The organism is Enterobacter sp. E1 (assembly GCF_016809815.1).
Classification (GTDB): domain Bacteria; phylum Pseudomonadota; class Gammaproteobacteria; order Enterobacterales; family Enterobacteriaceae; genus Enterobacter; species Enterobacter adelaidei.
Map to the genome: position 1 here is coordinate 438,673 of NZ_JAFBJM010000001.1, position 26,803 is coordinate 465,475.

The 26,803-nt window shown below is 51.6% G+C and carries 24 protein-coding genes and 2 pseudogenes; 15 read left to right on the plus strand and 11 right to left on the minus strand.

The genetic code is table 11. The annotated features are described in order from the left end of the window. Window positions 1–13: 13 nt before the first annotated feature. Window positions 14–796 carry a hypothetical protein gene (locus tag JGF26_RS02265; RefSeq protein ID WP_134707478.1) on the minus strand — a complete coding sequence of 261 codons (783 nt, stop codon included), beginning with the start codon at window positions 794–796 and terminating at the stop codon, window positions 14–16. A 149-nt stretch (window positions 797–945) separates the two neighbouring features. Here JGF26_RS02265 and JGF26_RS02270 point away from each other — a divergent pair, with 149 nt between their 5' ends. The 3 genes from JGF26_RS02270 to JGF26_RS02280 all read left to right on the plus strand — a co-directional run bounded on the left by JGF26_RS02270 (window position 946) and on the right by JGF26_RS02280 (window position 4,325). Beyond that, window positions 946–1,158, plus strand: coding sequence for an AlpA family phage regulatory protein (locus tag JGF26_RS02270; protein WP_134707477.1), 213 nt, complete (start codon window positions 946–948; stop codon window positions 1,156–1,158). Between the two features lie 6 nt (window positions 1,159–1,164). Continuing rightward, complete coding sequence (locus JGF26_RS02275; protein WP_134707476.1) at window positions 1,165–2,913, plus strand: IF-2-associated domain-containing protein; 1,749 nt, start codon at window positions 1,165–1,167, stop codon at window positions 2,911–2,913. Between the two features lie 68 nt (window positions 2,914–2,981). Further along, complete coding sequence (locus JGF26_RS02280) at window positions 2,982–4,325, plus strand: hypothetical protein (protein ID WP_134707475.1); 1,344 nt, start codon at window positions 2,982–2,984, stop codon at window positions 4,323–4,325. 186 nt (window positions 4,326–4,511) lie between these two features. Here the strand turns inward: JGF26_RS02280 and JGF26_RS02285 are convergent, their stop codons facing one another. Next, window positions 4,512–5,591 (minus strand): patatin-like phospholipase family protein, encoded by a 1,080-nt coding sequence (locus tag JGF26_RS02285; protein ID WP_134707474.1) that lies wholly within the window; start codon window positions 5,589–5,591, stop codon window positions 4,512–4,514. Between the two features lie 103 nt (window positions 5,592–5,694). On the opposite strand from JGF26_RS02285, the gene JGF26_RS02290 reads away from it, so the two are divergent. From JGF26_RS02290 to JGF26_RS02330, 9 genes and pseudogenes are all read left to right on the plus strand, one after another. Next, entirely contained in the window at window positions 5,695–6,651 is a 957-nt protein-coding gene (locus JGF26_RS02290) for a hypothetical protein (protein WP_134707473.1), read from the plus strand. A gap of 755 nt (window positions 6,652–7,406) precedes the next feature. Further along, window positions 7,407–7,658 (plus strand): annotated as a pseudogene (locus JGF26_RS02295) (DsbA family protein); the annotation flags it as partial. A gap of 247 nt (window positions 7,659–7,905) precedes the next feature. Next, window positions 7,906–9,015 carry a M42 family metallopeptidase gene (locus tag JGF26_RS02300; protein WP_134707471.1) on the plus strand — a complete coding sequence of 370 codons (1,110 nt, stop codon included), beginning with the start codon at window positions 7,906–7,908 and terminating at the stop codon, window positions 9,013–9,015. Then, a complete protein-coding gene (locus JGF26_RS02305; RefSeq protein ID WP_134707470.1) occupies window positions 9,012–9,287 on the plus strand; it encodes a PTS sugar transporter subunit IIB in 276 nt (91 codons plus the stop codon). The genes JGF26_RS02300 and JGF26_RS02305 overlap by 4 nt, the downstream gene beginning before the upstream one ends. A gap of 16 nt (window positions 9,288–9,303) precedes the next feature. Next, a complete protein-coding gene (locus tag JGF26_RS02310; RefSeq protein ID WP_134707469.1) occupies window positions 9,304–10,617 on the plus strand; it encodes a galactitol-specific PTS transporter subunit IIC in 1,314 nt (437 codons plus the stop codon). Window positions 10,618–10,644: 27 nt separating this feature from the next. Next, on the plus strand, window positions 10,645–11,451 hold the full coding sequence (locus JGF26_RS02315) for a BtpA/SgcQ family protein (protein ID WP_134707468.1): 807 nt from the start codon (window positions 10,645–10,647) through the stop codon (window positions 11,449–11,451). A 107-nt stretch (window positions 11,452–11,558) separates the two neighbouring features. Next, a complete protein-coding gene (locus JGF26_RS02320; RefSeq protein ID WP_134707467.1) occupies window positions 11,559–12,011 on the plus strand; it encodes a PTS sugar transporter subunit IIA in 453 nt (150 codons plus the stop codon). Continuing rightward, window positions 12,012–12,647 carry an epimerase gene (locus tag JGF26_RS02325; RefSeq protein WP_134707466.1) on the plus strand — a complete coding sequence of 212 codons (636 nt, stop codon included), beginning with the start codon at window positions 12,012–12,014 and terminating at the stop codon, window positions 12,645–12,647. 1 nt (window position 12,648) lies between these two features. Beyond that, entirely contained in the window at window positions 12,649–13,413 is a 765-nt protein-coding gene (locus JGF26_RS02330) for a DeoR/GlpR family DNA-binding transcription regulator (protein WP_134707465.1), read from the plus strand. Window positions 13,414–13,447: 34 nt separating this feature from the next. Here the strand turns inward: JGF26_RS02330 and JGF26_RS02335 are convergent, their stop codons facing one another. From JGF26_RS02335 to JGF26_RS02345, 3 genes and pseudogenes are all read right to left on the minus strand, one after another. Further along, window positions 13,448–15,082, minus strand: a complete 1,635-nt coding sequence (locus tag JGF26_RS02335) for a BBE domain-containing protein (protein WP_134707464.1) — start codon at window positions 15,080–15,082, stop codon at window positions 13,448–13,450. A 658-nt stretch (window positions 15,083–15,740) separates the two neighbouring features. Then, complete coding sequence (locus JGF26_RS02340) at window positions 15,741–16,763, minus strand: IS110 family transposase (RefSeq protein WP_240739499.1); 1,023 nt, start codon at window positions 16,761–16,763, stop codon at window positions 15,741–15,743. 96 nt (window positions 16,764–16,859) lie between these two features. Next, window positions 16,860–17,482 (minus strand): annotated as a pseudogene (locus JGF26_RS02345) (IS630 family transposase); the annotation flags it as partial. Between the two features lie 31 nt (window positions 17,483–17,513). On the opposite strand from JGF26_RS02345, the gene JGF26_RS02350 reads away from it, so the two are divergent. Both JGF26_RS02350 and JGF26_RS02355 read left to right on the plus strand, forming a co-directional pair. Continuing rightward, on the plus strand, window positions 17,514–18,638 hold the full coding sequence (locus JGF26_RS02350; RefSeq protein WP_134707462.1) for a cyclic diguanylate phosphodiesterase: 1,125 nt from the start codon (window positions 17,514–17,516) through the stop codon (window positions 18,636–18,638). Between the two features lie 306 nt (window positions 18,639–18,944). Beyond that, window positions 18,945–19,808, plus strand: a complete 864-nt coding sequence (locus JGF26_RS02355; RefSeq protein WP_134707461.1) for a MurR/RpiR family transcriptional regulator — start codon at window positions 18,945–18,947, stop codon at window positions 19,806–19,808. Window positions 19,809–19,868: 60 nt separating this feature from the next. Here the strand turns inward: JGF26_RS02355 and JGF26_RS02360 are convergent, their stop codons facing one another. The 5 genes from JGF26_RS02360 to JGF26_RS02380 all read right to left on the minus strand — a co-directional run bounded on the left by JGF26_RS02360 (window position 19,869) and on the right by JGF26_RS02380 (window position 24,869). After that, complete coding sequence (locus JGF26_RS02360) at window positions 19,869–20,465, minus strand: 2-dehydro-3-deoxy-6-phosphogalactonate aldolase (protein WP_134707460.1); 597 nt, start codon at window positions 20,463–20,465, stop codon at window positions 19,869–19,871. Continuing rightward, the gene (locus tag JGF26_RS02365) at window positions 20,452–21,309 is read right to left on the minus strand and encodes a 2-dehydro-3-deoxygalactonokinase (RefSeq protein WP_134707459.1); all 858 of its coding nucleotides are present in this window, start codon (window positions 21,307–21,309) and stop codon (window positions 20,452–20,454) included. Before JGF26_RS02365 ends, JGF26_RS02360 begins: the two co-directional genes overlap by 14 nt. After that, the gene (locus JGF26_RS02370) at window positions 21,306–22,796 is read right to left on the minus strand and encodes a sodium:solute symporter family protein (protein WP_134707458.1); all 1,491 of its coding nucleotides are present in this window, start codon (window positions 22,794–22,796) and stop codon (window positions 21,306–21,308) included. The genes JGF26_RS02365 and JGF26_RS02370 overlap by 4 nt, the downstream gene beginning before the upstream one ends. A gap of 179 nt (window positions 22,797–22,975) precedes the next feature. After that, on the minus strand, window positions 22,976–23,371 hold the full coding sequence (locus JGF26_RS02375) for a RidA family protein (protein ID WP_134707457.1): 396 nt from the start codon (window positions 23,369–23,371) through the stop codon (window positions 22,976–22,978). 67 nt (window positions 23,372–23,438) lie between these two features. Beyond that, window positions 23,439–24,869, minus strand: a complete 1,431-nt coding sequence (locus JGF26_RS02380; RefSeq protein WP_134707456.1) for a D-aminoacylase — start codon at window positions 24,867–24,869, stop codon at window positions 23,439–23,441. A gap of 202 nt (window positions 24,870–25,071) precedes the next feature. Here JGF26_RS02380 and JGF26_RS02385 point away from each other — a divergent pair, with 202 nt between their 5' ends. After that, window positions 25,072–26,292, plus strand: a complete 1,221-nt coding sequence (locus JGF26_RS02385; protein WP_134707455.1) for an amino acid deaminase — start codon at window positions 25,072–25,074, stop codon at window positions 26,290–26,292. Window positions 26,293–26,334: 42 nt separating this feature from the next. On the opposite strand, the gene JGF26_RS22495 is transcribed toward JGF26_RS02385, so the two are convergent. Further along, on the minus strand, window positions 26,335–26,592 hold the full coding sequence (locus tag JGF26_RS22495) for a competence protein CoiA family protein (protein ID WP_134707454.1): 258 nt from the start codon (window positions 26,590–26,592) through the stop codon (window positions 26,335–26,337). Between the last annotated feature and the right edge of the window lie 211 nt (window positions 26,593–26,803).

Consider the following 26,803-nt stretch of genomic DNA (forward strand, 5'->3'; position numbering starts at 1 on the left):
GGGATTCAGTGTGCTAATTTTTTTCAGCAACAACGCCGTCCAAAACACCTTTTTGTTCTGGCATTTTTTTCCACCATTTCAACAAAGTATCAGGAAGTGCATCTTCAGTGAGATCAATCAATCGTCGGTTCTGCTCACTTACTTTGACCTTCTTATTTATTTTTTTTGTTTCTTCATTATAAGCAACGATAAAATCCCATAGTGCGCGAGCAACAATCTCTGCCTGCTCTCTTTCACTCAACCCAATAAGTTCAGGACCTTTTTCCTTAAGCAATTCAGCCGCTTTATCCTTTACTATCTGGTTTTTATCTGCTTTGGCCTTACCGCCAGCCGCCGAAGCCTTTACTTTATTCCGTTGCTGAACGCCAAGATAGTTTTGCAGAAGATAATTTCCTTCATAAGATCCAAGATAATGCATCGCCTCCATAAGGTGATGAATACCTTCCTCCTTGCTCTTATGCTGATAGAGATACAAACTCAGATGGTAATGCAGCAAAGCATATTCAGCTCCATACTCAATCTTCCCTTCGTATCGCCACCCCCGTTCAAATTGAGATATTACGGATTTCAAATAGTCCTCATACGAATAATGAAACCCAGGTGCTGTCCGCTGCCGTTGGGCATCATCCAGTGTCTGCTGAATATAATATTTCAGTGCTTCAATCCCCTGAAATTTTTTGCCTGACGCTTCATCTGTTACAGCTATCCAGTCAAACTGTCCCGCTTGGCCCATCCTCTTTAATTTACTTAAAAAACAATCAGATGAAGTTATAAAAAATTGGTTTTCATCAGCCATTGCACACATAATCCATCCTCGTTAAATGCCATTTTCCTTACAAATTGTGCCAACAGTAATTTTTTACTCCAGCACAAGTCTGCCGTTGTTTTTCGGCCTCCGTTATTCTCGCTCCACCCCAATGAGACCTGACTGGAGCATATTCCCAAATGACCAAAAATTTTGTGCAGATACTGCGGATTCCTGTCGTTGCCAAACACCTCGGTGTCGGTAAGTCCACGATTTATGACTGGATGAACGAAAAATCACCGCGCTATGACCCGACGTTTCCACGCCCGATCCGCCTGGGCAAATCATCCGTTGGCTGGTTGGCTTCGGAACTGGACGAATGGCTGCTTAACCGTGCAAACGCTCGCGGCTAAACGCAAATGTTAAACCATACATGTCATGCAAAAAATTTTTTACTGCATGACCAACAACATTCAACGCCATTGATACATGCATCACCACAAAAAACCGCTGCAAATAATGCAGCAATAAATATCAATCCGGCACTGATGAGTTTTTGCTTCATCGGTGCCACAACAATAAGAAGAAGCGCCATGACTGGTAATAAAAAAATCAACGGGCAAGTTCTGCCAGATATCGAAACCGATGATCCAGCAGAAGCCATCACTATTTCACAAATGCCAATGAGCGAACCTGACAAATTAAATCCGTGCATCGTGAAGCGCACGCAGTTAAACATCTCCGATATTAACGGTAGACCTGAAACTATTCAGATTGAAGTTCGCAAAACACGCACGTTTGTTAAGCAAGAGGATAAGCAATCAACACTGCCGAAAGTAGCGCGGACTGATACAAACCAAGAAGAAGGAACAATGCCGACTGCACCCGAAACAGCATTGATGGACCAGCTGACTGCTGATACAGACGAACACGCCACCAGCGTGCCTGTACTGAAAACCGACGCAGGGATCAGCGATATTAGTAACAACGACGCTTCAGTTGATGATTCACCTTCAAACCAGAACGATGGTTTAGTAAAAACTGCCGCTAGCTCCACTGAAGCGGACTCACTTCCGGCACCTGCAACATGCGATGTACCTTTTACTGCGCCTGAAGCTTTGCAAGCTGAAGTCGCACCACAAACGCTTGCTGAACGCTGCGAAGCAGATCGCAACTTGCTGACACTGAAACGTCAGCCTTCAGTTATAGCGCCTCCGGATCCAAACTTCCAGGCTGGTTATGTCAGTTGGTCTGACCTGGTGCATAGCCGCTGGGTGGAATATTTCATCCATACCCCGCAGGTCAAAAAGTTGATTGCACTTGCTGTAAAAGCAGCACTCGGCACCAGCGCATGGGGTACCCCGATTCAACTGGTAAAAATGCTTGAGCGTATTCGTAATCTGGAAGACGAACAGGGTTGCTATAACGTTGTTGACGACAAGCCATTGGGCTTCCCGCACGCATGGCTCAAAGCCGGGCTTTGTGCCGTCTATCCGCCAGAGAATGGCGGTGGGCTGGTCGCCGAAAACTTCTGGATCGCACCGGAAATCATCGTTAAAAAAAATAATCAGATGTTACCCGCAGCCGCTGACCTGGCGAAAACCAGCGTCAGTCGGTTAAATTACGCCACAAACAATATGGCCCCAGGGCCGTGCCTGACAAAGAACAAGTTCATCACACGTTGCCTGGAAGGGAAAAGGGAAAATCACGTGCTGGAGTTCATTCGTTGTGGGATGCCACACGTCACCGGAGCTCCCATTATCGACCGGGAACCACCTGTCGTCGAGTTGCCATTACTCGGCCTGCTGTACCGTGAATGCACGCGTCATAAATATTTTGACCAGTACTGTAAGGGGCTGGAGCATCTGAATCTGTTGTTTGCCGAGCAAAGTGGTGTTCTGGAGGCTACTGCGCTGCTCTGTTTTGATGCTGTGACGATGGGCAACCCGGATAACATCATGGGTACACTGCTGCAAATGGCGACCGATACGTACCTGACAGCGGAGACTGAGGAAGCCCGTCAGGCCGGAAAAGATGCACTGATCGCACGGGTGCACGGCTGGCTGTATGAAACTTTTCAACTGGATATTTTGAGTGCTCCGCAAAAATTTGAGAAAAAGCTCTACACCCGCATGTTCAGTCACCCGCCGGTTCACCTGCACTGGTAACATTGACTAACCTTACGGCCCCGGATGATCCACACATTCGGGGCTTTTTTGCCAGCAGGGAAGCCTCAATGACAAAGCCAGCAAAAGACCGTAAACAAGCCCACTGCACCCGATGCGGTAAACTCGCCGCAACAGCTGCATTAAAACAAAAGCGTTATCTGTGTAAAAAACATTACCGGAAGTACGTCGAACGAAAGCGCCTGGAATACCTCAGTCCTCCTTTGCCGAAAGCACCGCCCCTTTCTCCCTGTGTCCGTCAGAACTGCGCTAATTTTGCCCCTCCGGGTAAGAAGTATTGCTGCGATGAATGCGCGCGACTTGCCCGCCGGATCATCGATGATGACAGCATCATGTGGCTGAACGCTTCTTCGTGGATGCGGAGTACAGAAGCTATGGTAAAACGCCATCCGCTGCAGTTCGCGTCACTGCAATGTGGTGATAATGACCAGCCCGACCGCGAACTGATAACACTGGCAGCGTTGCTGGAAGCTGCTGTCGATGTGGAATACTTTCAGCGCGGCGAGGCAGTGCAAACCACCGGCAAAAAAAGCAAAAAATGGCGCTTAAAGCTGAAACCGAAGATGCCGGTGCAACTCGGCCACCGCTATCCGGCCTCGGAAGGCGGCAGTAACGCCCGTCATGCATTAGCCCTCACACCCACGCTGATTAATAAAAAGCTGAACGCACGCGTCTTTGGCCCCGTGACGGAGTGGGGGGAAAAGTATTTTGGTGAAAATATTCGAATTAAGGGTAAGGTCATCCCCTGCAAGGGTGGGTTACTGCGGCAGATCCTGACGGTCAGTAATCAGACGCAGGTTACCAGGGTGCTACGTGGGAGTACGATGAAGATCTCACGACGCCAGAAGAGTACGAAAACAGAGCTACCTGCCCATCCGCTCATGCAGATGCTTCTGCATGAACTATTAAAACACGGCCCAAAAGATTGTCTGTATGGTCTCAAGGATATCTTGTGCTGTTTACCTGTCGGATATAATGAGATCATCGCCATAGCCTGCTTTATTGCGCTTCAAACACAGGATGTCGACAGCCTGCTAAAAACCCTCGCGATTCACCGTTTATTTCGCAGCCACAGGGGGATATCGCCACTGATTATTCAGCAAAGTGCGGTTGCCATGAATCTGCAAACGGAAGACTCACACCGTGCTCTCTACGGTACTTATGTCTACGATGTGCTGAGTAAAGCCCGAAAGGCTATTCGTCGATGCTTCGGTATCGACTTTGTGAAAGACCCCGACAAAATGGTCAAAACTTACCAGCGTATGTTCACCAGGCCACCAGCAGATTTTACGCTTAATCAGTTGGTATTGCTTCACCGTCGGGATCCGCGCCATCCGTATTATCGGTGTTGGCGGAAGATCAACGCTGCCGATTCGCCGAAATCATCCGCGTAGTGCCCGTCAAACTGCCAAAGATATCTTCGTTACAGGGTCTAACTTGACCCCACTTGTCTGCATGGAGAGATTTCCGCCGCGCTCCACTAACTTAATGCTACAATCCCACAACTTGTTGTGATCTTGAGCATCACGATAATCCGGACTGAGTTCCCTTTAAGGGATCTACTATTCCACACGGTTACCTCACCACCCTGAAAAATTAACATTTTCGGTTATGTTCTTTGCAACAATATAACCATGCTCTGCTATTTTATCGAAATCTTCAGTTCTAAATTTCTTAAGCGACGTAGAATAACCGCATGAAAATCTAGAAAGCTCATCATGTTGTTTTTTTACATTAGGGTTACTTATTCCGAAGTAAAATCCATTTTGAGACTTCATGATGTAGTTTACAAAAGCTCTAATCCTTAACGATCTCGACTGTTCTGAAATAATGTCGGCGACCCTTTTTAATCGCCATGGACTCAGTGAAAATGCATCAAACCCAACTTGTAGTGGGGCACCGGCATCAGAGCAAATTATTATTTCACTATCTTCTTTTGGGACCTGTTTGCTATGGTCAAAAAAAGGTTCAAGGCCCAAATTATCATATACACCACCATCATATATTCTAAGTTTCTTATAAGGTAGACTTACCTCGCTACAATTTAACCTATCGCCCCACTCACCTTTTAACCAACGAAAATGAGCCGTAGACAATGAGTACGGACCAATTCCACCAGGGAATGCTGCTGAAACTGATACAGCATCTGAGAGCAAAAAATCATTAGGACATGCATATCCTATAGTATAATCACCAATACTATCATTACGAAATCTAAATCTTTTCCCTGTCTCTGCGGTCGTGCCGTTTATAGACCACTCAGGGTATTTTCGAATATCAGAAAGCTTATATGTCACTCCCCATTTTTTATTTAAAACCTGAGAAAGTAGATTAGCTCTAGAGAATACAAACCTCCAGTTTTTAGGTTTCAAGAGCATTTTTATCATACCGGACTGTAGGCTTTTTTGGCACATTTCATTTCTTACCTCATCATAGACATGAGAGAGATAATAATTGGATGAAGGCCATTCCCCACTAGATTTTTGATAAATTAAACTCACAAGTAAACTGCCACCAGAAACTGTTGATATTTTACTTATGCTTTCAAGTTTTCCCTTTTCTGCAAGTAATCTCAACATACCTGCATGAAATGCCATTGCTCGTGTCCCACCACCTGATAAAGCCAGCGATATTTTTTTATCGAGAGTTCCATAAATCATCAGCCCTACCTCGCTTATGCTTTGATCCAAATCATATAAAAATACTTATCATCACATCATTATATTGAGCTACAAGAAAAAGGCAATATCATAAGGTTAGTCAATGGCTGCGGATTCTAAGTACACTCGATTTCGTTCGTACATGCTTGAAGATAAAGGTGGTTCATATTCTTACTTTGATGGGAATTTTTTTACATTAATTGAAGCGAGACTCAACAATGCCAATAGACAGAATTTAAATGATGAAATGGCATTATGTGGAGCATCTAAAATACATTGCCTCCATATTACCTCATGGGATAGTGATCATTGCAAATATTCAGAGCTGGAAGAAATACTTGGCAGCTTCAAGCCAGGAAAAATAGAGTATCCAGGATATGAGCCGCATACTGACAATGGTGAAAAGTGTTTGGAGGCAATATTCAAATATCAGAACGAAACTCTACGCCAGAGAAATAAAAAAATCACAGCAATTTCAATAACACCTTCTTATATCAAGAGTCTGGATAAAGCAAGGGCGCTAAAATATTCTGATGTTGTTTATAATCCATTGGAAATAGACACTAATAATGCAAATAATAGATCCACAGTAAAAATATTCAGAACAGGGTCATTTAACGTGCTAAGTTTGGGTGATGTCGAAAGTGAAAACATTGCTTCATACTTAAGAGAGTTATCCACTATAAAAAATGAAGTGGATGTAATGATAATGGCTCACCATGGAGCTGATAATGGTTTCACTACGTCGGCCTTCTTAAAGAAAGTTAAACCACTGGTTGCAGTGGTAGGTTCTAATTTTGCGAATCAATATGATCACCCAAAACAAGAAATAAGAGACATCCTGTATCAGGAAGGTATCAAGCTTTGTACAACAAAAACAGGTGATGTAGTTATTTATTCAATCAAAACTAACACTGGTGAATTCCGAGTAGATAACTACATTGCGAAAGGCCAAGTAATTAACAGCACAAAAGATTTCATTGCAAAGAAAAGGGAGTTATTAAAACACAGTCCTGACACTCTTACTGCAAAACTAAAATACAGTAAAAGAATCTATTGAAACAATAAACAGCACCGCAGCAACTGTTTCAATAATTCACTCCAGATAAACATTCATAAAGAAGTAGGTCAAAACCTATGGCCTGCTTTATCACCGGGAATGAAATTTCACTTATTGGCTTTTTTAAATTATATTTTTATCATCTAAATAGCCGCGCGGAATAGTAGATCCCTTAAAGGGAACTCAGCCCGGAGTGTGTGATCTGATCAATCGCTGAATATCTCAAATCACCAAGGGGACTGAGCGATGCCGATCATTGACCTGCCCCCCGAAAACTAAGGTGTTCTGCTGCAAGCAACGTTTTCTCTTGGCCCACGCTTTACAGGTTAGTGATCTGCACCCAATTTTTTGACACAAAATTTTCTATAGAAAGGTCTGCTCCTGGTACTTACCTGCCTCTCAGACTCCCATCTATGGATCATTTCTTCTTCTCCTTACTTTCCTGGAGTGGGAATAGCCACCAGCGCAAAGTGGCGCGCGAGCGACACGTCGCTTCCTGTTGCATCCACGTGACCTGCTGGCGTGCGCACGGCACGTCGTCAGGGCTCGTCTATGCTCACTGGCTACGCAGCATGTCGTCGACTCGCTGTCCCCTCTAATGAAGTCACTGCTGTCGTAGCCTTCACACGCTCGCCCGCATCACAGGCTGACTGGTTAGCGCGCTGGTCGCACGCTATTACTAACGCAATCAGGCTTTCCCCTGCACGTATATCCATTTGCAATCCGTCTGTGCTCGTGCACTTATCTGTTCTGTCTGTGCGCATCAGGCACCGGTTATGGAGGCGCTGATGCAGGCCAATCCGCAGGTTCGCTACGTCTTTAAAGAGTGGCCGATTTTTGGCGCACGCAGGCCGACGTCGATGGATACCGCTGAGACCGGTTTGCAGATCTGGCACCAGAAAGGCGCAGCCACGTACCTGGCTTACCACAATGCAGTGTTTGCAACCGGGCATAATGAAGGCAAATTAACGCGGCAGGACATCCACCGCGCCTCAGTGAAAGCTGGTAAACCGCATTCTGAGGAGAATACTGGCTTGTACGTTATAGCACTCACAGATCTGAATCCCACATCAAATCACTCAACCTGAGTGAGCGATTATTCCGAATGAACACTCAAAATGAGCGAATTATTTTTATTACGCTCACACATCACCGCAAATAGCGTTTATTTCCCATTCGAAAGTGACTTTTGTCACATTTTATCAATCAGTTTCAGCAGATAACACGACCGTGTATCCCTCACCGAGACTGATTATGTCATTTGATATCCGTTCCACCCTGTTACAACTTCTGTCGCTGGACGCCATTCCCGGCTTCGAAGGTCCGGTGGCTGATGTTATTGAGCCACAACTTGCCCGCCATGCCATCTGCACCCGCCGCGATGTACTGGGCAACGTGATTGCACAATATGGCAGTCAGGACCCCGACGCGCTTCGGGTCATGGTATTCGCCCATATGGATGAAGTCGGGTTTATGGTGCGCAAAATTGAAACGAACGGATTTATTCGTTTTGAACGGGTTGGTGGCCCGGCGCAAATCACCATGCCCGGCTCAACGGTCAACCTGCAGGGCAGTAAAGGCAACGTTCCTGGCTGCATTGGTATCAAATCCTACCATTTCAGCAAAGGCGACGAGCGCACTCAGCCGCCATCCATTGACCATTTATGGATAGATATCGGCGCAGCCAGCAAACAGGACGCGCTCAGCATGGGCATCAACGTCGGTACGCCCGTTACCCTGAATAATCCCCCACGCCTCCTGGGCAACAACCTGGTTTGTAGCAAAGCGCTGGATAACCGTCTGGGATGCACTGCCCTGCTGGGTCTTGCAGATAAAATCGCCGACCAGAAGCTGGATATCGCGCTATTTATCGTCGCCGCCGTCCAGGAAGAGTTTAATATTCGCGGCATCCTGCCTGCCATCCATCATGTGCAACCCGACCTGACCATCGGTATTGATATTACGCCTTCCTGCGACACTCCGGATCTGGTGGATTATGCCGATCTGGTGATTAACCAGGGACCGGGTATTACCTGCCTCAATTACCACGGACGCGGTACGCTGGCCGGGCTAATCACCTCACCTGCGGTACTCAACTGGCTGGAGAGCACGGCGGCGGCGCACCAGATCCCGGTTCAGCGCGAAGTCGCCCCGGGCGTCATTACCGAAAGCGGCTATATCCAGCTCCAGCAGGAGGGCATTCTTTGCGCCGGGTTGTCTGTCCCCTGCCGCTACACTCATTCACCCGCTGAAGTCGCCAGCCTGCGCGACCTGCAACACTGCATCGACCTGCTGGCCTGTCTGGTTCTGGCAAAAGCCAACACCTTCCCGTTAACTGCAAAATCCCTGAGGACTTCATTATGAAAAAGATCCTTGTCGCCTGTGGCACCGGCATGGCGACGTCCACCATGATCGCCCAGAAAATCACCCGTTTTCTGGCTGATAACCATATCCAGGTTTCCACCAGCCAGTGCAGCCTGAGTGAAATTCCACTTAATAAGCAGGGGGTCGATCTCATCGTCACCTCCATGAAAACCAGCACCGACTACGGCGTTCCTGTCCTGAATGGCGCGCCGTTTCTTACGGGGATCAATGATGCGACAGTCAGGCAGCAGCTGATTGATTTGCTGAAATAAGCGGGAGAAAATCACCATGCTTGACTACTTTCTGTCTCTGGGGGGCACCGTATTCGTCCCCGTCATCATGTTTATTATCGCGCTGATTTTCCGCATCCCGTTTCTCCAGGCAGTGAAATCCGGCGTCACTATCGGCATTGGCTTTGTCGGTATGGGGCTGGTGATTGTGATGGCGATAGACAGCTTAAGCCCGGCAATTAAACTGATGATCGCCCGTTTCGGGCTGCACCTGAATCTGCTGGACGTGGGGGCTGGCCCGGCATCCGGCGTGGGCTATGCCACCGCCGTTGGCGCTATCGTGATCCCCGTTATCTTCCTGTTCAACATTGTGTTGCTGGTCACGCGGCTTACAAAAACCATGAACGTGGATATCTATAACTACTGGCACTACGCCATTACCGGGGCCATCGTCAATATTCTTACCGGCAGCCTGGTCTGGGGCGCAGTCGCAGCCATGTGCCACGCGGCGTGGTCGTTGAAAATGGCCGATATCAGCGCTAAACGGGTGCAAAGCATCGTCGGTCTTGAAGGGATCTCCATCCCCCAGGGCTGGGGCACCAGTTCGGTTCCCATTGCGCTGGCGCTGGAATGGGTCTACCAGCGTATCCCGTTTATGAAAAACAACAACATCGATGCCAGCGAAATCCAGAAGCGTTTCGGCATGATTGGAGATCCGGTGATCATCGGTGTGATCCTGGGCATTCTCTTTGGCCTTGCTGCCGGATACGGCTTTAAAGACCTGGCGAATCTGGTTATCACCGTAGCCGCCATTATGGTGCTGTTTCCGCGCATGATCCGCCTGATTGTCGAAGGATTACTGCCAATTTCCGACGGCGCACGCCAGTTTCTTCAGAAACATTTCCATGGCCGCGAGCTGTATATCGGCCTTGACAGCGCCGTCACCCTGGGTCATCCCACGACCATCGCCGTAGGCCTGCTACTGATCCCCGTCATGCTGATTATCGCCGGTTTCCTGCCGGGCAACCGGGTGCTGCCGCTGGCGGATCTTCCCGTTGCCCCGTTCTTTGTCTGTATGGCAACGGTGATTCACCGAGGCGATTTTCTGCGCACCCTGATAACCAGCATCATCACCATGATAATGGTCCTGCTGATTTCCACGCATTTCGCACCGTTCTTTACCGACATGGCCGCGAAGGGGGGCTTCAGTCTCGCCCGGGGCGGGGCACAAATCACAGCGCTGTCGGTCGGCAACCCGTTCGCCTGGTCGATTAGCGAACTCATGGGTATGGGAATTATTGGCATCATTATCTGTATGGGTATCACCGCACTGGTCGTTATCGGTTTACGCAATCGTGAACTTTCCGCATGATTTTTATCTGTTAATGGAGAAGTAAGTATGTCCTGGCTTAAAACTGTTGTAGGTAGCGATAAAGCGGTCATTGCCATGTGTCACCTGCGTGCGTTACCGGGAGATCCGGGTTTTGACCACCAGAAAGGCATGAACTGGGTTATCGACAAAGCGCACGACGATCTGATGGCCCTGCAAAACGGTGGTGTGGATGCGGTGATGTTCTCCAATGAATTCAGCCTGCCCTACCTCACCCGTGTAAAACCGGAAACCACCGCCGCGATGGCGCGCATTATCGGGCAGTTGATGGGGGAAATCCGCGTGCCTTTTGGGGTGAATGTCCTGTGGGATCCGGTGGCGTCCTTCGATCTGGCGATGGCGACCGGCGGCAAATTTATCCGTGAAATCTTTACCGGTGCCTACGCCAGCGATTTTGGCATCTGGAACACCAGTGTGGGGGAGACTATTCGCCACCAGCACCGGATTGGCGCATCAGAGGTGAAAACGCTGTTCAATATCGTACCGGAAGCCGCCGTGTATCTGGGCAACCGGGATATTCGCGCCATCGCCAAATCCACGGTATTCAACAACCACCCGGACGCGCTGTGCGTCTCCGGCCTGACGGCTGGCAGCAAAACGGATACGGCGATCCTGAAAATCGTTAAAGAGACGGTGCCGGAAACGGTCGTTTTTGCCAACACCGGGGTGTGTCTTGAGAACGTGGAGGAACAGTTGTCTGTCGCCGACGGCTGCGTGACCGCAACCCATTTCAAAAAAGACGGGATATTTGACAACTTTGTCGATGAGGCCCGGGTGGCCCGCTTTATGGAGAAAGTGCATCAGATGAGAGGATAAAACGAGGCCGTTTTGCAACGGCCCCGCCCCATCATGACAACGGCCCGGCTCCTTCGCCAAAAGTTCGCCGGGCCTTTATTAATCGCTATTACGCGAAAGGAGTCAATATGCTGATCCTGCATTCCCGTCTGGCCCAGGCCAGAAAGCGGGCAACAGACTGGCGACAGGCGCTGGAAGTGGCGCTTGCTCCCCTGCATTCCACGGGCTATACCCACGCGGGTTATTGCCAGGGCGTTATCGATAATACGCTGGAATGGGGGCCGTATTATATCGTCGCCCCCGGCGTCGCCCTGCCCCACGCGAGGCCGGAACAGGGTGCAAGGGCTAACGGTATCGCCGTCACCACTCTTGAGGAGCCAGTATGTTTCGGCCATGAAGACTGCGACCCGGTATGGCTGCTGTTTGCGCTGTGTGCCACCGACGCCAGCGCCCATCTGGCCACCATTCAGCGCATCAGTGCGCTGCTTGACGATGAGGACCTGCTGGCGCAACTGCGTGAGGCACACACCGACAGCCAGCTACTGTCTTTACTGAACGCCTGTGAACATCAGGAGGAATAGATGCAAACACTTCATCCGTCCCTGGCCTCTGCCGATCCGCTGATCCTCGGTGAAACCCTCATCCGGCTGAATGCCCTGCCCGTCGGCACGCTACACATTGATATTGAAGACACCAGTTTTATCAGCAATATCACCTTCGGTATGAAAACCATCAACGCTGTCGCCCACAGCACGCCCCACCTTCTTTCCTTTCACCTGATGCTGGCCAACCCACGTCCGTGGCTTGAGTGGATTGCGCCTCTCAGGCCCGGCTGGATTTTTTTCCACGCGGAAGCGCTGGCTAATCCTGCCGAAGACCTGGCCGCCATTCGCCGCACCGGAGCCAAAACCGGGCTGGCGCTAAATCCGGCCACACCCGTTGCCAGCTACGCCTACCTGCGCGAACACCTGGATGGCCTGCTTATCATGACCAGCGAACCCGACGGTGAAGGCCAGCGTTTTATTCCGGCAATGGTGGGCAAAGTGGCTGATGCCGCCGCACGCTTCCCAAAAACCGCCATCTGGGCCGACGGCGGTGTGGATCCCGCCGTTGCGCCAGCGCTACGGAAAAGTGGCGCACAGCACCTGGTGCTGGGGCGTACCGTCTTCAGCCACAGCGATATATCCCGGGCCTTACAGGCATTTGCGGGGGAATAACATGAGCCAGCAGCGCAGCGAACGGATCGGCAATATTCTGCATTACCTCTGGCTACACAACCAGCTCAGTATCCAGCAGGCCCATGAGCTGTTGGACTACGCCCTGGCCACGCTGCGGCGGGATTTTAACTATATTGCCAGCCACTATCCAGGCATGGAGCGCTACCACGGGGGGCTGCGTTTTAGTGTCAGCAGTGCGGATAAAGAGTTTGTTTTCGACATGAAAAAGAGCATCAATACCGATGCAAAAAAGGAGATTGCCCGGCTGGCGCGCCAGTACATTCATCCCAACGACTTCATCATTCTTGATTCCGGCACCACCTGCCTTGAGCTGGCGCACATACTGGATATTCCCGCCCGCGTTGTGACAACCGATGTGAATATTGCTCACAGCCTTGCGCAAATGAGTCATGTGGAAAGCTATATTATCGGCGGAATGATCCGCTCAGGCTATTTTACCGTCGGTGAAAGCCTGGCTACGGAAATGCTGAACACCTTCTCGGTGGAACAAGCATTTATTTCCTGTGATGCACTGTCGCTGGATGCCGGTATTACCAACGCCACGCTGTTTGAAGTGGGTGTTAAGAAGGCCATCATCCAGCGCGCGAAAAGAATTATTCTGCTGGCCGACCACAGTAAATTTGAGCAAACTAACCTGTATACCATCAGCACCCTTTCCTGTATGCACTGCGTCATCACTGACAAAGCACTCCCGGATGCTATTTACAGACGTTATAAACAGGCGGGGGTCAATATTATTCGCTAACAGCCCATGCCTGTGGCATGGGCTGAAGGTACGATTACACTGCCGGGATTGATAATTCTGAATGGAAGATATTATTGGGGTCGATGCTGGCTTTGGTGGCCTGAAGCATCGCCGCCTTGTCACCATAATAGAGTGACAGCCACTGCGGGTCTACCATCGTTTTGGCCTCGTCAGTATATTTCATATCAACATCCGGATAGTTGATATAACACCCTTCGTAGTTATCACTATCATAAGGTTTGCCGCCATAATCGGCAAAATATTCCGTATAGAAGCGCCACATCCAGTCGAGATAAAACTCATCATCAGCGGCATCCAGCCAGTAAACCTGAAACTGCGATTTCAGTATCGAATGGCGCTGGTGTATCGATGTCGGATCGGTTGTTTCGTTATGGGTATTGATGCAACCACCATAGCTGTCGTACTGCACCAGCATCTGGTTGATACGTGTTTCAGCGGGATTGTTCAGCCAGGCCCATAAAGTATTCAGTTCCTGCTGCCCGAACTGTCCTTTCTGGTATGACGATTTATATTTACCCCTACGGTTATCACCCGATGTATTCATGGTCTGGGTTGCATACAGCCAGTCCATCAGGCGAGCATCGCCCACCGGATCCTGCAACATCCTGCCAGGCTGGCTGGTTGCCAGCATTGGCCCGTGCGTTTTCACCTCTTCGTTCACCTGCGGCGTAAAGCCCGCCGCCGAGTTCATGGCATTCACAAAATCAATAAACGGCTGATCCTGCACGCCGCCCACGGTACCACTCATACCGGTATACTGGATGACCAGTTTGATATCTCCGGCAGTCCTGTGCTGTACCTTTAGCAGCGTAAAAAGTCCGCCGTTGGCAAGCGCCGGATCGCTGTTACTCCAGTCAGCATCATGATCGGCAAACCACTGCCAGTAGGTGCGCATGAAGTTATCAAACTGCGCCTGCGTGGTGAAATTGCTCCAGGGATAGGCCAGCGTTAACAGATAGACCGTCTGCGGTGCGACAGGCAGTTCGCTGAAATAGTAATTCAATATGATGCCAAAGTTCCCCCCCCCAGCGCCGCGACAGGCAATAAACAAATCCCGCTCGCTGCCGGTGCTGTTAAGACTGACGTGTTTTACTACCAGTCCTGTAGCGCTGCCGTCCGACACCAGAATATCCACGCCCGACAGCCAATCCACCGTTGTACCGTGCATCCGGGACAGCAGGCCAAAACCCCCACCGGCAATATGCCCGCCTGCGCCGACTGCATAGCAGGAACCGCCCGGAATGGTGCGGTTTGCCGATTTATACAGGCTGTTATAACCATCCCAGTTCTGATTGCCGCTGGAAAGTGAGAATTTGTAATGTGCAGAAGCATCCCAGGGTGAAGTCACATTACCGGTTTCATCGTAACGCATTCCCTTCATCTCACTGAGATCGATAATCGCCAGTGGCTGGCTGCCATCCTCTTTCAACTTGTTGGCAACCAGTCCTTCATAGCAACTTCCCCCGCTGCGCACCGTGATCCGCCGTCCCTTTGCCAATGCGTCATTACCAGCATCGATCACCGCCTGTGCGGAATCGCACAGATAAATATAATCAGCACCCTCATCGTCAGGCCAGCGCAAATTAAACCCTTTCTGCAACGTCTGAAAACGTGTATCCGTGTTATTCACTACCGTAAAGCCAGACATATAAACCTCTCAAAAAAGGAGAACAACATTAATAATGAGGCGGCCATGACAGGCCATCCCCTGAAGTGACATAACGTTAATATCCTTTCGCAGCATTAAAATTCGTGAGACAGTGACAACTTTTACAATAAACACAAAATCAGGCAATCATTGACAAACTCACAAATTTCGTATCAACTACACACAATTAATTCCCCCAATAATAAAACTGACAATATTATGCATTAATCTTGTCGGAAGACTGCATCTTCAGGGTTAAAACAAATATTTTTCATCCCACTGAAAGAAAACTACTATATTTTTATTTAGTGATGAAATTCATTATTTTCAGTGCAGAAGATGGCGTTGTATTATGGAGTGACATTTTAGGAATGGTTCTGTAAATGTGAAAACACATTTTCAGGATTACAACATTTCGATTCAGGAATCAAAATCTAAATAGCTTATATGGACACCTCTCCGATGCAAGCACCGGCAGGTCTCTTTCTGACAAAGTAGCCACACACATATATCCGGCTTCGTGAGCCCTGATGAACATCCGTACTCTCTGTCCTCATTAGTGCCATGGCTTTTAGCAGCCCAGCTATTTGTCAGGTTCACAGAGAGTCGGTTCTACCTGTCAGCACATCAACTCTTTGGACTTATTAAAATCAGTAGGTTACATTGCTTTGTATTCTGTCTTATTGTTTACCAGCGCCCAGGCCACACGGGCATTCTTATTAGCCAGCGCCACGACGGCTTTATTCACTCCACTCCGGGTGATAATACCTTTCAGCCATCGCTGCAGCCCGTTGCACTGTTCATCCGGGAGGTTAATCACCCGGTAAACCACGGATCGGGCTCCGTGGATAAGTAACCCACGAAGATAACCATCTCCCCGTTTAGTTATACCCAGAAGCCTGATTTTTCCGCCGCTGCTGTGCTCTTTTGGCACCAGCCCCAGATAACTGGCAAAATGTCGGCCATTCTGAAAATCGCTGCCGTCACCCAGAGCGACTGTCAGGGCTGACGCACCCAGCGGCCCGATGCCCGGCATGCTTTCCAGCCGGAGTGTATCCTCATTTTGCTGGCTGATATGGGCAAGACGCACGTCAAGCTCTTTAATCCGACGCTGACTGGCCTGTAGTTCTTGCAGCATTTCGTGAAACAACTGCCGGCTGAGCGTGGTCAGGTCATTTTCCGCGTCTTCCAGATAATCCGGCAGACACGCCATGATCTTGTGCGCACCTTCCGGCATCGCAATGCCGTATTCCAGGCCTAACCCCCTAATCTGATTGATGAGAGCCGTTCTGTTTTTCATCAGGCGCTGGCGAACCCGGTGCAGACACTGAATATCCTGCTGCTCAAGGGATTTTTCCGGTACATAACGCATCCCCGGACGGCTGTCAGCCTCAACAATTGCGACAGCATCATTTTTATCGTTCTTACTGCCCATTCTGAAAGGAGCAACATACTGCGGGCTGATTTGTTTTACTTCATGTCCGTGATTACTGATCTGACGGGCCCAGTAATTTGCACTACCACACGCTTCCATCACAATGCGGGATGATGGCTGTTGAGCAATAAAGGCCAGCAGTTTTTCACGGGTGATCATTTTATTGACTTTCTTCTCACCCTGCACAGAAACGATGTGTACCTGAAATACTCGCTTTGCCAGATCAATTCCGATAATTTGTTCCACGGGACACCTCTTCATAATTGCTGTTGGTTTGCACTTACAGCATGGCTCACTGAAGTCTTTGTGGAGAGGTGTCCATTTCATTAGCGCCTAATACCGCTACACTTTTGCCAGCCCATGTTTGCCTCCAGGGAATGGGCTGACGGTTTCCATAAAATGGCGAACTTTTTCAACAGTTGCCACATTGAGCGGCGCTGATGAATGCGCATTATTGTGTCGTGAAGTGCCTGCCATAGCCGTTCCACATGATTCACCCATGCCGAGTAAACCGGCTGATCAATAACCCTGAACTTCGGTTTCTCCTTCAGCCAGCGCTATGTTCCCGACTTTTGTGGATAATGTAATTGTCCACGATCAGCGTGATGGTTTTCGCCCACCGGTACGTCACTTTAAGCCGCTTCAGCAGGCTGATAAACAGCGCCGAACTTTAGCTGTTGCCGCCCACATAGCTGACTTTGCCCGTTCCGCAGTGCTCCGGCCAGATAGTATTTTTCGTTTTGTCCCGGCGTCACCACGCGTTTTTGTTGCCCGAGTAGCTGCCAGTCTGCACCGATTTTGGGATTGAGATGGATATCCACTTCATCTTCATAAAAAACCGGATGCTCCGCACTGCATTCGTCCAGCACGTTGTGGATTGCCGCCATCTTTTCATCCTTATACGGGTCACGGATACGCAGAGTTGGCGCAGCCCTACGCCACACAAGCCCCGCAGACGGCAACCAGCTACTGACACGCGCGGGAGAGGTACTTGCAGTGGAGCCGACATCAGCGTCACCATTACAGCTGAGATCTTCCCGCTATCCCTTCAGCACTGGCTATGCATTGCCATCGTTTTTTAGCGCTGAACGGTTATTCCGCCAGGGCGGGATGCTGCTGATAATAACCGCCCTACTCTCTCTAACTGCCGGAACCTTGCTACGGCGCTATCTCCTCAAGTACACCACACCGGCTGAAAACCTTCGAAAAGCGCTGGAGCGGGGAGAAATCATTCCGTATTACCAGCCTGTTGTGAACGGACAAACGGGGGATATTGAAGGCCTTGAGGTCCTTGCCCGCTGGAAACATCCGCGTGCCGGGTTTATACCCCCCGACGCCTTCATCCCCGTGGCAGAAAAAAGCGGATTAATTATCCCGCTAACTCACTATCTGATGCACCAGGTGCAGGCCGTCCTCGCTCCGGTTATTCATCACTTCCTCGATAATCTCCATATCGCCATCAATATCACCGCAGCACACGTGAACACGCCGCAACTGGTCGATGAGTGTCAGGCCTTTCTGCAGGCGTTCGGCCAGAAGCCCGTCAGGCTGGTACTGGAAATTACGGAGCGCGAGCCCCTGGACATCACTGCTGACGTGCAGACCCGAATGATGATACTTCGCGAAATGGGGGTAATGCTGGCGCTGGATGATTTTGGCACTGGCTATTCCGGGTTGTCTTATCTGAACGATGCGGCTTTTGACTTCATCAAAATCGACAGGAGTTTTGTCAGCCGCATCAGTGCCGAACCAGAGTCCACCCGCCTGGTGGACTGCGTTATCGATATGGCCCGTAAACTGTCACTAAGTATTGTGGCTGAGGGGGTTGAGACACCCTTGCAGGTTGATTATCTGAATCGTCAGGGTATTCAGTTGCTACAGGGCTATTATTTTTATCGTCCGGTGCCGCTCCCGAAACTGGTCAGAGCGGTCATGACCCGCGAAGCCGACCGCTACAATAAGGCAGCCTGGTACCCTTGCCAGCCAGCAGGTGAGGTAAGGATACCAGACGGCATCTCTGGCATCGTACGAACACTTCGCCACGCCCCGGATGATGGCAGGAAAATTGTCCGTAATACTGTACGAACAAGTAACACCTATAGAACCCAAGTGAGAAAATGACGATCTGCCATGGCAGAAAGGCCACCGACAGCAAATTTAGACGCCAGATCGAGAAACTCGCGCTTGCTGATTTTGCCGAGCACGCAAAAATCGAAGTGTTCAAGGAGTTCCGGAGGAAGTTTTTCGCTGTCATTCTGGTCATTTGCAGGCCCCATGCGTGGAAACAGGGTAAATAATGGTCTGCCCGCGGCGATTTTGTAAACTTATCATGCGTAAACCTCTCGTTTCTGCTCGCCGGTTGTCAGCGCCGGAAAGAATTTTATGGTACAAAGTACCAGCCCTTCATCTTTACTTTCAGGACGCGCCATGGCCTTTTCCATCGATATTATTTCCTGCATAACCGACCGCTTTGTGGAGCTGACCGCCACGGAAAAGCGCATCGCACAGTTTATTCTCGATGACGTGCAGTCTGCCGCCACGCTGCCGATTGCAGAAATGGCGCGGCTGACCGAGACAAGCCAGGCGTCGATTACCCGCTTTGCCCGCGCAATCGGCTGCAAAGACGTGCGGGAGCTCAAGGTGAAGCTGGCTCAGTCGCTGGCGGTGGGCCAGCGCTTTATTCTTGACGTGCCCGACCTCGAAGGCGTGCAGGGGATCTATGAAACTATCATTAACGTGCTGGATATTAACCGTCGGGCGCTCGATCCTGACTCGCTGAAAAAGGCCGTGGAATGGCTGAGCGACGCGCGGCAAATTCTGGCGATTGGCATGGGCGGCGGCTCCACGATCTGCGCCCAGGAAGTGCAGTTCCGCCTGTTTCGCCTCGGGCTGCCGGTCGTCAGCCAGAGCGACGGCCTGCTGGTGCGCATGATGAGTTCAGCCGTAACGCCAAACGACGTGGTGCTGGCGCTCTCGCTCGGCGGCTATACGCCGGAGATTATTGAAAGCGCGGCGATGGCAAGACAGTACGGTGCAAAAGTTATCGCCATTACCCCGGAGGAGACGCCGCTGGCGGCCAACGCCGATGTCGTGCTGCCGCTCATCGTGCGGGAAAACGACTACATCTTTAAGCCAAGCACCTCGCGCTATGCGATGTTAGCGATGGTGGACGTGCTGGCAACGGAGCTGGCGATGGCGAATAAAAATCAGGCGAAGGACCGGCTGCGGCGTATCAAACTGGCGCTCGACAGCCACCGCGGCGGCGTGGACCGGCAGCCTTTAGGGGATTAAACAGATGGAGGGCGCTAACGCTTACCCACACCGCGGTTCGCGCCATCCAACATTTATCTTTTAAAAAGCAGTCATAAACTGCCGGGCTTTTTCTCGCGTTGTTTCCACACTCTGCCCGGCGCGATACAAATCGCCGCCCAGCCCCGCGCCCGCGCAGCCTGCGCGCATGTATTCACCCAGGTTTTCAGGCGTAACGCCGCCTACCGCAAGCACTGGCACCTCCGGCGGCAATACGGCTTTCAGCGCTGAAATATACGCCGGGCCAAACGCCGAGGACGGGAAGATTTTCAGCCACTGCGCTCCCGCTTCCAGCGCGGTAAAGGCTTCGCTGGCGGTGGCGCAGCCGGCACAAACCAGCATGCCTGCTTCTACCGCCCGGCGGATCACCGCAGGGTTGGTATTCGGCGTAACCACCAGCTTTGCGCCTGCCCGAGCCAGAAAATCCACCTGTTCGACTTTCAGCACCGTTCCTGCGCCAATCAGCGCTTTTGCACCGTATTGATCAACCATATCCGGAATACTTTGCTGCCAGTCAGGCGAGTTAAGCGGGATTTCAATATAGCGGAATCCCTCTTCAATCAGCGCCCCGACGTGATCGCCGGCTTCAAACGGCCGGATACCGCGCAAAATGGCGACCAGAGGTTTAGCGTCTTGCATCAAGAATGCTCCTTATGCCCTGCTGGAATGCAGCGTCACCCGCAAGTTCATTGACCGTCATGCCCACCGTCTCAAACGCCAGCCGATAGCGACGGCAAAGCGATTCGCTGCCGACCAGCGTGAGGCTTTCGACCGGGCCGCGCATTGCCGCGACTTCAGCCCCGATCAGCAGACCGGAAAGCCATTCGCTGACGGATTCCTGCGGCAGCTCGCCAAGTACCCTGAGCGCACGCGCTTCAAAGAGAGAGAAAACCTGCCCAGGTGCTTCAAGCCCGCGATGCAGACCAGCCTGAAACGCACCGGCATCTTCACGCTGCTCCGGCAGCCCTTTGCCGATCAGCGAGTTGTTCATCAGAAGATGGTGCAGTTCGCCCGTCATCGCCGTAGAAAATTCACTGACCGCGCCGTGGGTCACCTGCACCCATTTACTGTGCGTGCCGGGCAAAACGAAACGGGAGGCAGGCACAAGCTGCATCGCACCAAGCAGCTGGGTTTCTTCCCCACGCATGACGTTTCGTGATGTCTTCAGGCCCGGCACGATCCACACCTGCGGCGCGACTTCAAAAAGCCGCGCGCTTAATTCATGCAGCGACACCGGACAGGGCAAATACGGCACGGGCTGCCAGCCCGCGTCGCTGCCGATCATGCCGGCCATCACCACCGGTACGGCTTCTCTTTTGCGCCACGGCTCAATGTATTTATCGAACGCTTCACGCGTGGTTTGCCCGGCCAGGCGGCTTACGCCGTAAGGCAACTGCAGGCTGTCCACGCACTGTTGATCCCGGTACAGCCAGGCGCGCAGATGCGTGGAGCCCCAGTCGATAGCGATATAGCTCTCGCTCATCGTGCGTTCTCCGTTGCGCGTTTCCCCAGCGGGACCGGCACGGCTTCGGGCTGGCTTTCACGTTCACGGGTAATCATCTCCAGCGCTTCCTCCCGGCTCATTTTGCTGGCCGGCGTCACCAGGGTCACGACAACCGCAAAGCCCAGGCTCGCCAGCACGGATGGCACGACGGGGTTGCCCCAGAAGCTCATCCAGCCGTCGTTAGCCAGCACAACCATTGACGTCCCTGCCCCGCCAATCAGCGCGGCCAGCGCGCCCTGCCAGTTAAAACGCGTCCAGAAGCGTCCCAGCATCGAGCAGATAAACATCCCGGACATGATCATCGAAATCATTTTGGTGATGTAGCTGATGATGTCGTTGGAGGTCAGAGCGAACAGCAGCGCCAGGCCGATCACCAGCACCAGGAAAATACGCGACATACGAATCGCTTTTTTCGGCGCGGGCATATGGCCGGTCACCAGCGTGTATAGGTCGCGTAGCATGATAGAAACCGCAGCGATGGCATCTGAGCTGCCCGAGGACATGTTTGCAGACATTCCGGCAATCAGCACCGCCATCGCCAGCACCGGCGGCAAAACCTGGGTGGCAAACAGGAAGGCAAAGCCGCTGTTCTCTAACGCCGGGTTCATGGTGTATGCCGCCATGCCGATAATCGCTGGCAGGAAGGAAAAGCCCAGATACAGCAGGCCGGTAATCACGAAGGATTTACGCACCGTGCCCACCGTTTTCGCGGAATAAATACGCTGGCGGTAAGAAGGCGTTGCCAGCACGCCGACGCCAATCACCATCGCCAGAGAAAACGCGGGAAGAATGCCCAGCTTATCAACGGCAAACAGGCTCTGTGCGGTCGGGTCAACGGCCTGCTGAATGTGGCTCCAGCCGCCGACGTGGTGCACGGCAAGCCCGGCCATCAGGATAAAACCAATAAACAGAATTAATGACTGCACGGTGTCAATCCACACCACGGCGGAATAGCCGCCGATGCCGACATAAACCACAAACGCCGCGGCAATAATAATTTTTGCGGTATTAATATCGATACCGCTGGCCCAGGCCAGATATAATCCGCCGCCAAGAATATGCGCCCCCAGCCAGCCGATTGAGGCGATAAATATCAATATCGCCACGACGTTCTTAATTATTTTGCTGCCGCCGGTGTAATAAGAAATCTCTTCGCTCATGGTCATAAAACGCATTTTACGCACCGGCGCAAACAGCCAGGCCACCAGCAGAATACCTACCGCGCCGCCCAGACCGTAGAGCATGCCGGCCCAGCCGTTGGTATAGCCAAAACCTACCGCACCCACGCTTGACCCCGTACCAACCATAGTGCCAACGGTTGAACCCAGCGTTAAAATCATCGGCAACGAGCGTCCGCCTAATAAAAAGTCATCGCCGTTTTTTTGATTGCGCGATACATACCAGCCAAGCGTTATCATGGCGCAGGCATAAATCGCAAACCAAATAAGAAAAGAGTAATTATTCATGGCTCACTTCCAGATTAATAAGATGAAATTAGCCGCCTGAAAAAAACTTACAGGAAACCCGTTGGCACGCACCAAAGGAAGTGCCGGTATTATTTATTAATATTGTTTATAGGGTAGATATACGCCATCTACCCTTTATTACAGCGGGTAAGCGTAGCGCTACCCGCCCTGCGACAGATTTACTTTACGCGCCCGGCGTTATAACAAGTCAAATCCACTTCCACTTTGCAGTCCACAACCAGATCCGCCACGCAGCACACGCGGGCTGGAGGATGGTCGGAGAAGAATTCGCTGAACACCTTGTTAAACGACTGGAAGTAACGTGCGTCGGTCAGGAACACCTTTACGTGCACCACGTCAGCCAGCGTGTAGCCCGCGCTTTCCATGATGTCGACACAGTTTTGAATCGCCAGACGAGACTGCTCGATAATGCCGCCTTCCACGACTTCACCGTCTTTCATCGGCGTCTGCCCGGAAACGTACAGCCAGCCGCCAGCTTCCACCGCTTTAGCAAACGGCAGATGCTGCCCGCCGGTACCGGTACTGCCGCCTACTCCATAACGTTTAATGCTCATTGTTGCTCCTTTGCTTATGGTGGATGGCGCTTAACGCTTATCCACCCAACGGTTCAAATTTGTCATGCTACCGGCGCAGGAACCGCCCGGCGCGCCCGATAACCTGTTTATCCCGGCCATAGCTCATCACGCCGTTGACCATTACCGCTTCGATACCGGCAGCAGGCCGCTGGGGATCGCTGAAGCTTGCCACGTCGCATACCGTTTCCGGGTCGAACATCACGAGGTCGGCATAATAGCCGCGTTTTACCAGGCCTCGTTCCGGCAGCTGGAAACGCGCCGCGGACATGCCTGTCATCTTATGCACGGCGACCGTGAGCGGGAACAGTTTCTCGTCGCGGCTGTAATGCCCCAGCACGCGGGGGAAGGCTCCCCACAGACGCGGATGCGGCATCGGGTCGTTTGGCAAACCGTCCGAGCCGACCATCGTCACCGGGTAGCTCAGCACGCGGCGCACGTCGCGCTCGTCCATGTTGTAGTAAATCGCCCCGGCGGGCATCAGTAATTTGCCAGCTTCGTGAAGCGACATCGACCAGTCCTGCGCAATTTGCTTCAGGGACCGCCCGGCCACTTCAGGATGCGGCTCGGACCAGGTGATGATGATGTCGAACTCGTCGGTAATTTGCTTCATATCCAGCGTCGATGAACTTGCTGAATAGGGATAACAGTCGCAGGACACGTCCTGCTGCTCGCGCACTTTGTCGAACAGCTTTAGCGTTTCAACCGTGCGGCCCCAGTTCTTCGCCCCGGCGCATTTGTGGTGCGATACCACCACCGGCACCTTGCCGTGGCGGCCAATGCGAAACGCCTCGTCTAGCGCCTCCAGAATCGGTTCAAACTCGGAGCGCAAATGGGTGGTGTAAATGCCCTTTTCCGCCGCCAGTTCTTCAGCCAGCGCCATCACTTCTTCCGTCGAAGAATGGAAAGCCGAGGCGTAGGCAAGGCCGGAGCTCAGCCCCAGCGCGCCCTGCTGCAACGCCAGCCTGAGCTGGCTGCGCATGGCGTTAATTTCTTCCGCCGTTGCGGTGCGGAACAGATCGTCCATGTGGTTATTACGCAGCGCGGTGTGGCCGATAAGCGTGCCGACGTTAATCGCCGGGCTTGCCTCTTCAACCGCTTCGGCATAGGCCGCAACCGTTGGGTAAATAAAGTGCTCAACGTCACCGAGTAAATTCATCGGGTCCGGCACGCTGCCTTTCATGGTCGCCGTCGCCGCGCTGATGCCGCAGTTGCCCACGATCACCGTAGTAATGCCCTGACTGATTTTCGGCAGGTATTCCGGCATACGAATCACGTTGATGTCGTCGTGGGTGTGAACATCGATAAAACCGGGTGCCAGCACGCGGCCTTCGCCGTCAATCTCATGCTTTGCCTCGCCCTGAATCGCGGATGCAATCTCTGCGATCCGATCGCCTGCAATCGCGACATCGGCGCGATATTCCGCCCCGCCGCTGCCGTCAATAACCGTTACGTTCCTGAACAGATAGTCGAACTTCATATGTTCCTAACCCCCGTTATGTTCTGGGCTAAAGTTAACCATTTACAAGCGTGAAAAACAGTGAAAAACTACGCAAATCGCATATGATTTCATGATACTTTTATTCAAAAACACGCTTAGTGAAATTTAAATTAATTATTTTTCATTAAGTTAAAAACGATACCCAGTCTGAAAGAAAAGATAACCGCAAAGGAATTATGTTATGAAATACCAAGAAAGTAACCTCGTTCCGCACAAATCCGCCCTGATGTTTACCCCTGCCAATATCCTTAATGAAGATGTTTGCCTGCCAGCCGCCGTGATCAAAAAAGCGGCGATTGAAAACAACATTATATGGATGCAGCGCTATGCCGACGCGCGCTGCGTCTCCCTTGCCCCGCACGGCAAAACCACCATGACGCCGTGGATCTTCCAGCAGCAGCAAAAGGCCGGAGCCTGGGCCGTGGGCGTCGGCAGCGCGTGGCAGGCCAACATCGCGATGGTCAGCGGCGTAAAAAGAGTGCTGATGGTTAACCAGCTCGTCGGCAAAGCGAACATGCAGCTGATTGCGAAGCTTAAAAATGAATACCCGGACGTCGATTACCTTTGCTGCGTGGATAGCGTCGCCAACGCCAGAACCCTTTCGGCGTTTTTCAGCGCGCAAAACCAGACGCTTGATATCCTGATTGAGCTGGGCGTACCGGGCGGGCGCTGCGGCTGCCGCACGGCGGAACAGGCGCGGGCGCTTGCAGAAGAGATGTCGGGTTTACCGGGCCTGCGTTTACGCGGCCTGGAACTGTACGAAGGCGTGCTGCACGGTGAAAATCCGCAGCCAAAAGTAGAAGCGTTGCTGCGCGATGCCGCCGCGCTGGCCTGCCAGCTTGAGCGCTATGTAGACGGAGAGTTTATTCTGACCGGCGCAGGTTCCGTCTGGTATGACGTGGTGTGCAACGTCTGGCTGGAAGCGAAGAAGCCGCAGAACTGCCGCGTCGTTATCCGCCCCGGCTGCTATATCACCCATGACGGGGGCATTTATCAGCAGGCGCAGGATGAGCTTATGGCCCGCGATAAAGTAGCCTGCGATCTGGGCGGGGATTTGGTTTCCGCGCTGGAGCTGGTCGCCATGGTGCAGTCGGTGCCGGAAAGCGACCGCGCGATTGTGAACTTCGGCAAGCGTGACAGCGCATTCGATGCTGGATTGCCGCAGCCTGTAGCACATTATCGCCAGGGCAAAGCGCTGCCGCTGTCCTCCGGAAGCATCAAAGTTACGGGGATTATGGATCAGCACGCCATGCTGAAATTTGAGCAAGGTGCCGACGTGCAGGTGGGGGATATTCTGGTGTTCAGCACCTCACATCCTTGCCTGACGTTCGACAAATGGAAGGCGCTGCTGCTGGTGGATGAGGAATATAACGTGCTGGAAACGTTAGAAACGGCGTTCTGACTCGTCATTAACCTCTCCCTGATTAAGGGAGAGGGTTATTCTTCAGTCATCTGCAAGCTGCTTCGCCATCGTACGCACCGAAACGAAAAACGAGAACTCGCATTCCTTCTCTACTTCATCGACGTCCCGACTGGCATGGGCAAAGTGCCAGCGATTGGCTTTCCCTTGTCGTGCGATCAAAGGGATCCGGCAAGAACCGCAGAAACAATCGCATTGCTTACCTTTCGGTACGTCAGCGACATCAACGTACTGCTGATCGACAAGCCTCAGACCAAAGGGTATACGGTTTATCAACTGCATCTTTGATACCTCCCATCACACAGCTCACCTTGAAACAGTATCTCTCAAGCCTCTGTGGTTTGGCGCTCGATCAAGCCCAGAGCATATTTTTTGATGACTAAAATATTGTGCACTTGATGCCACGCATTTTTAATGCGAGGACAGCAGCTATATAGACAATATTTTCTCTTGGATGTTTTTAGCCATTTGATGATGATTGATCATAGACAAA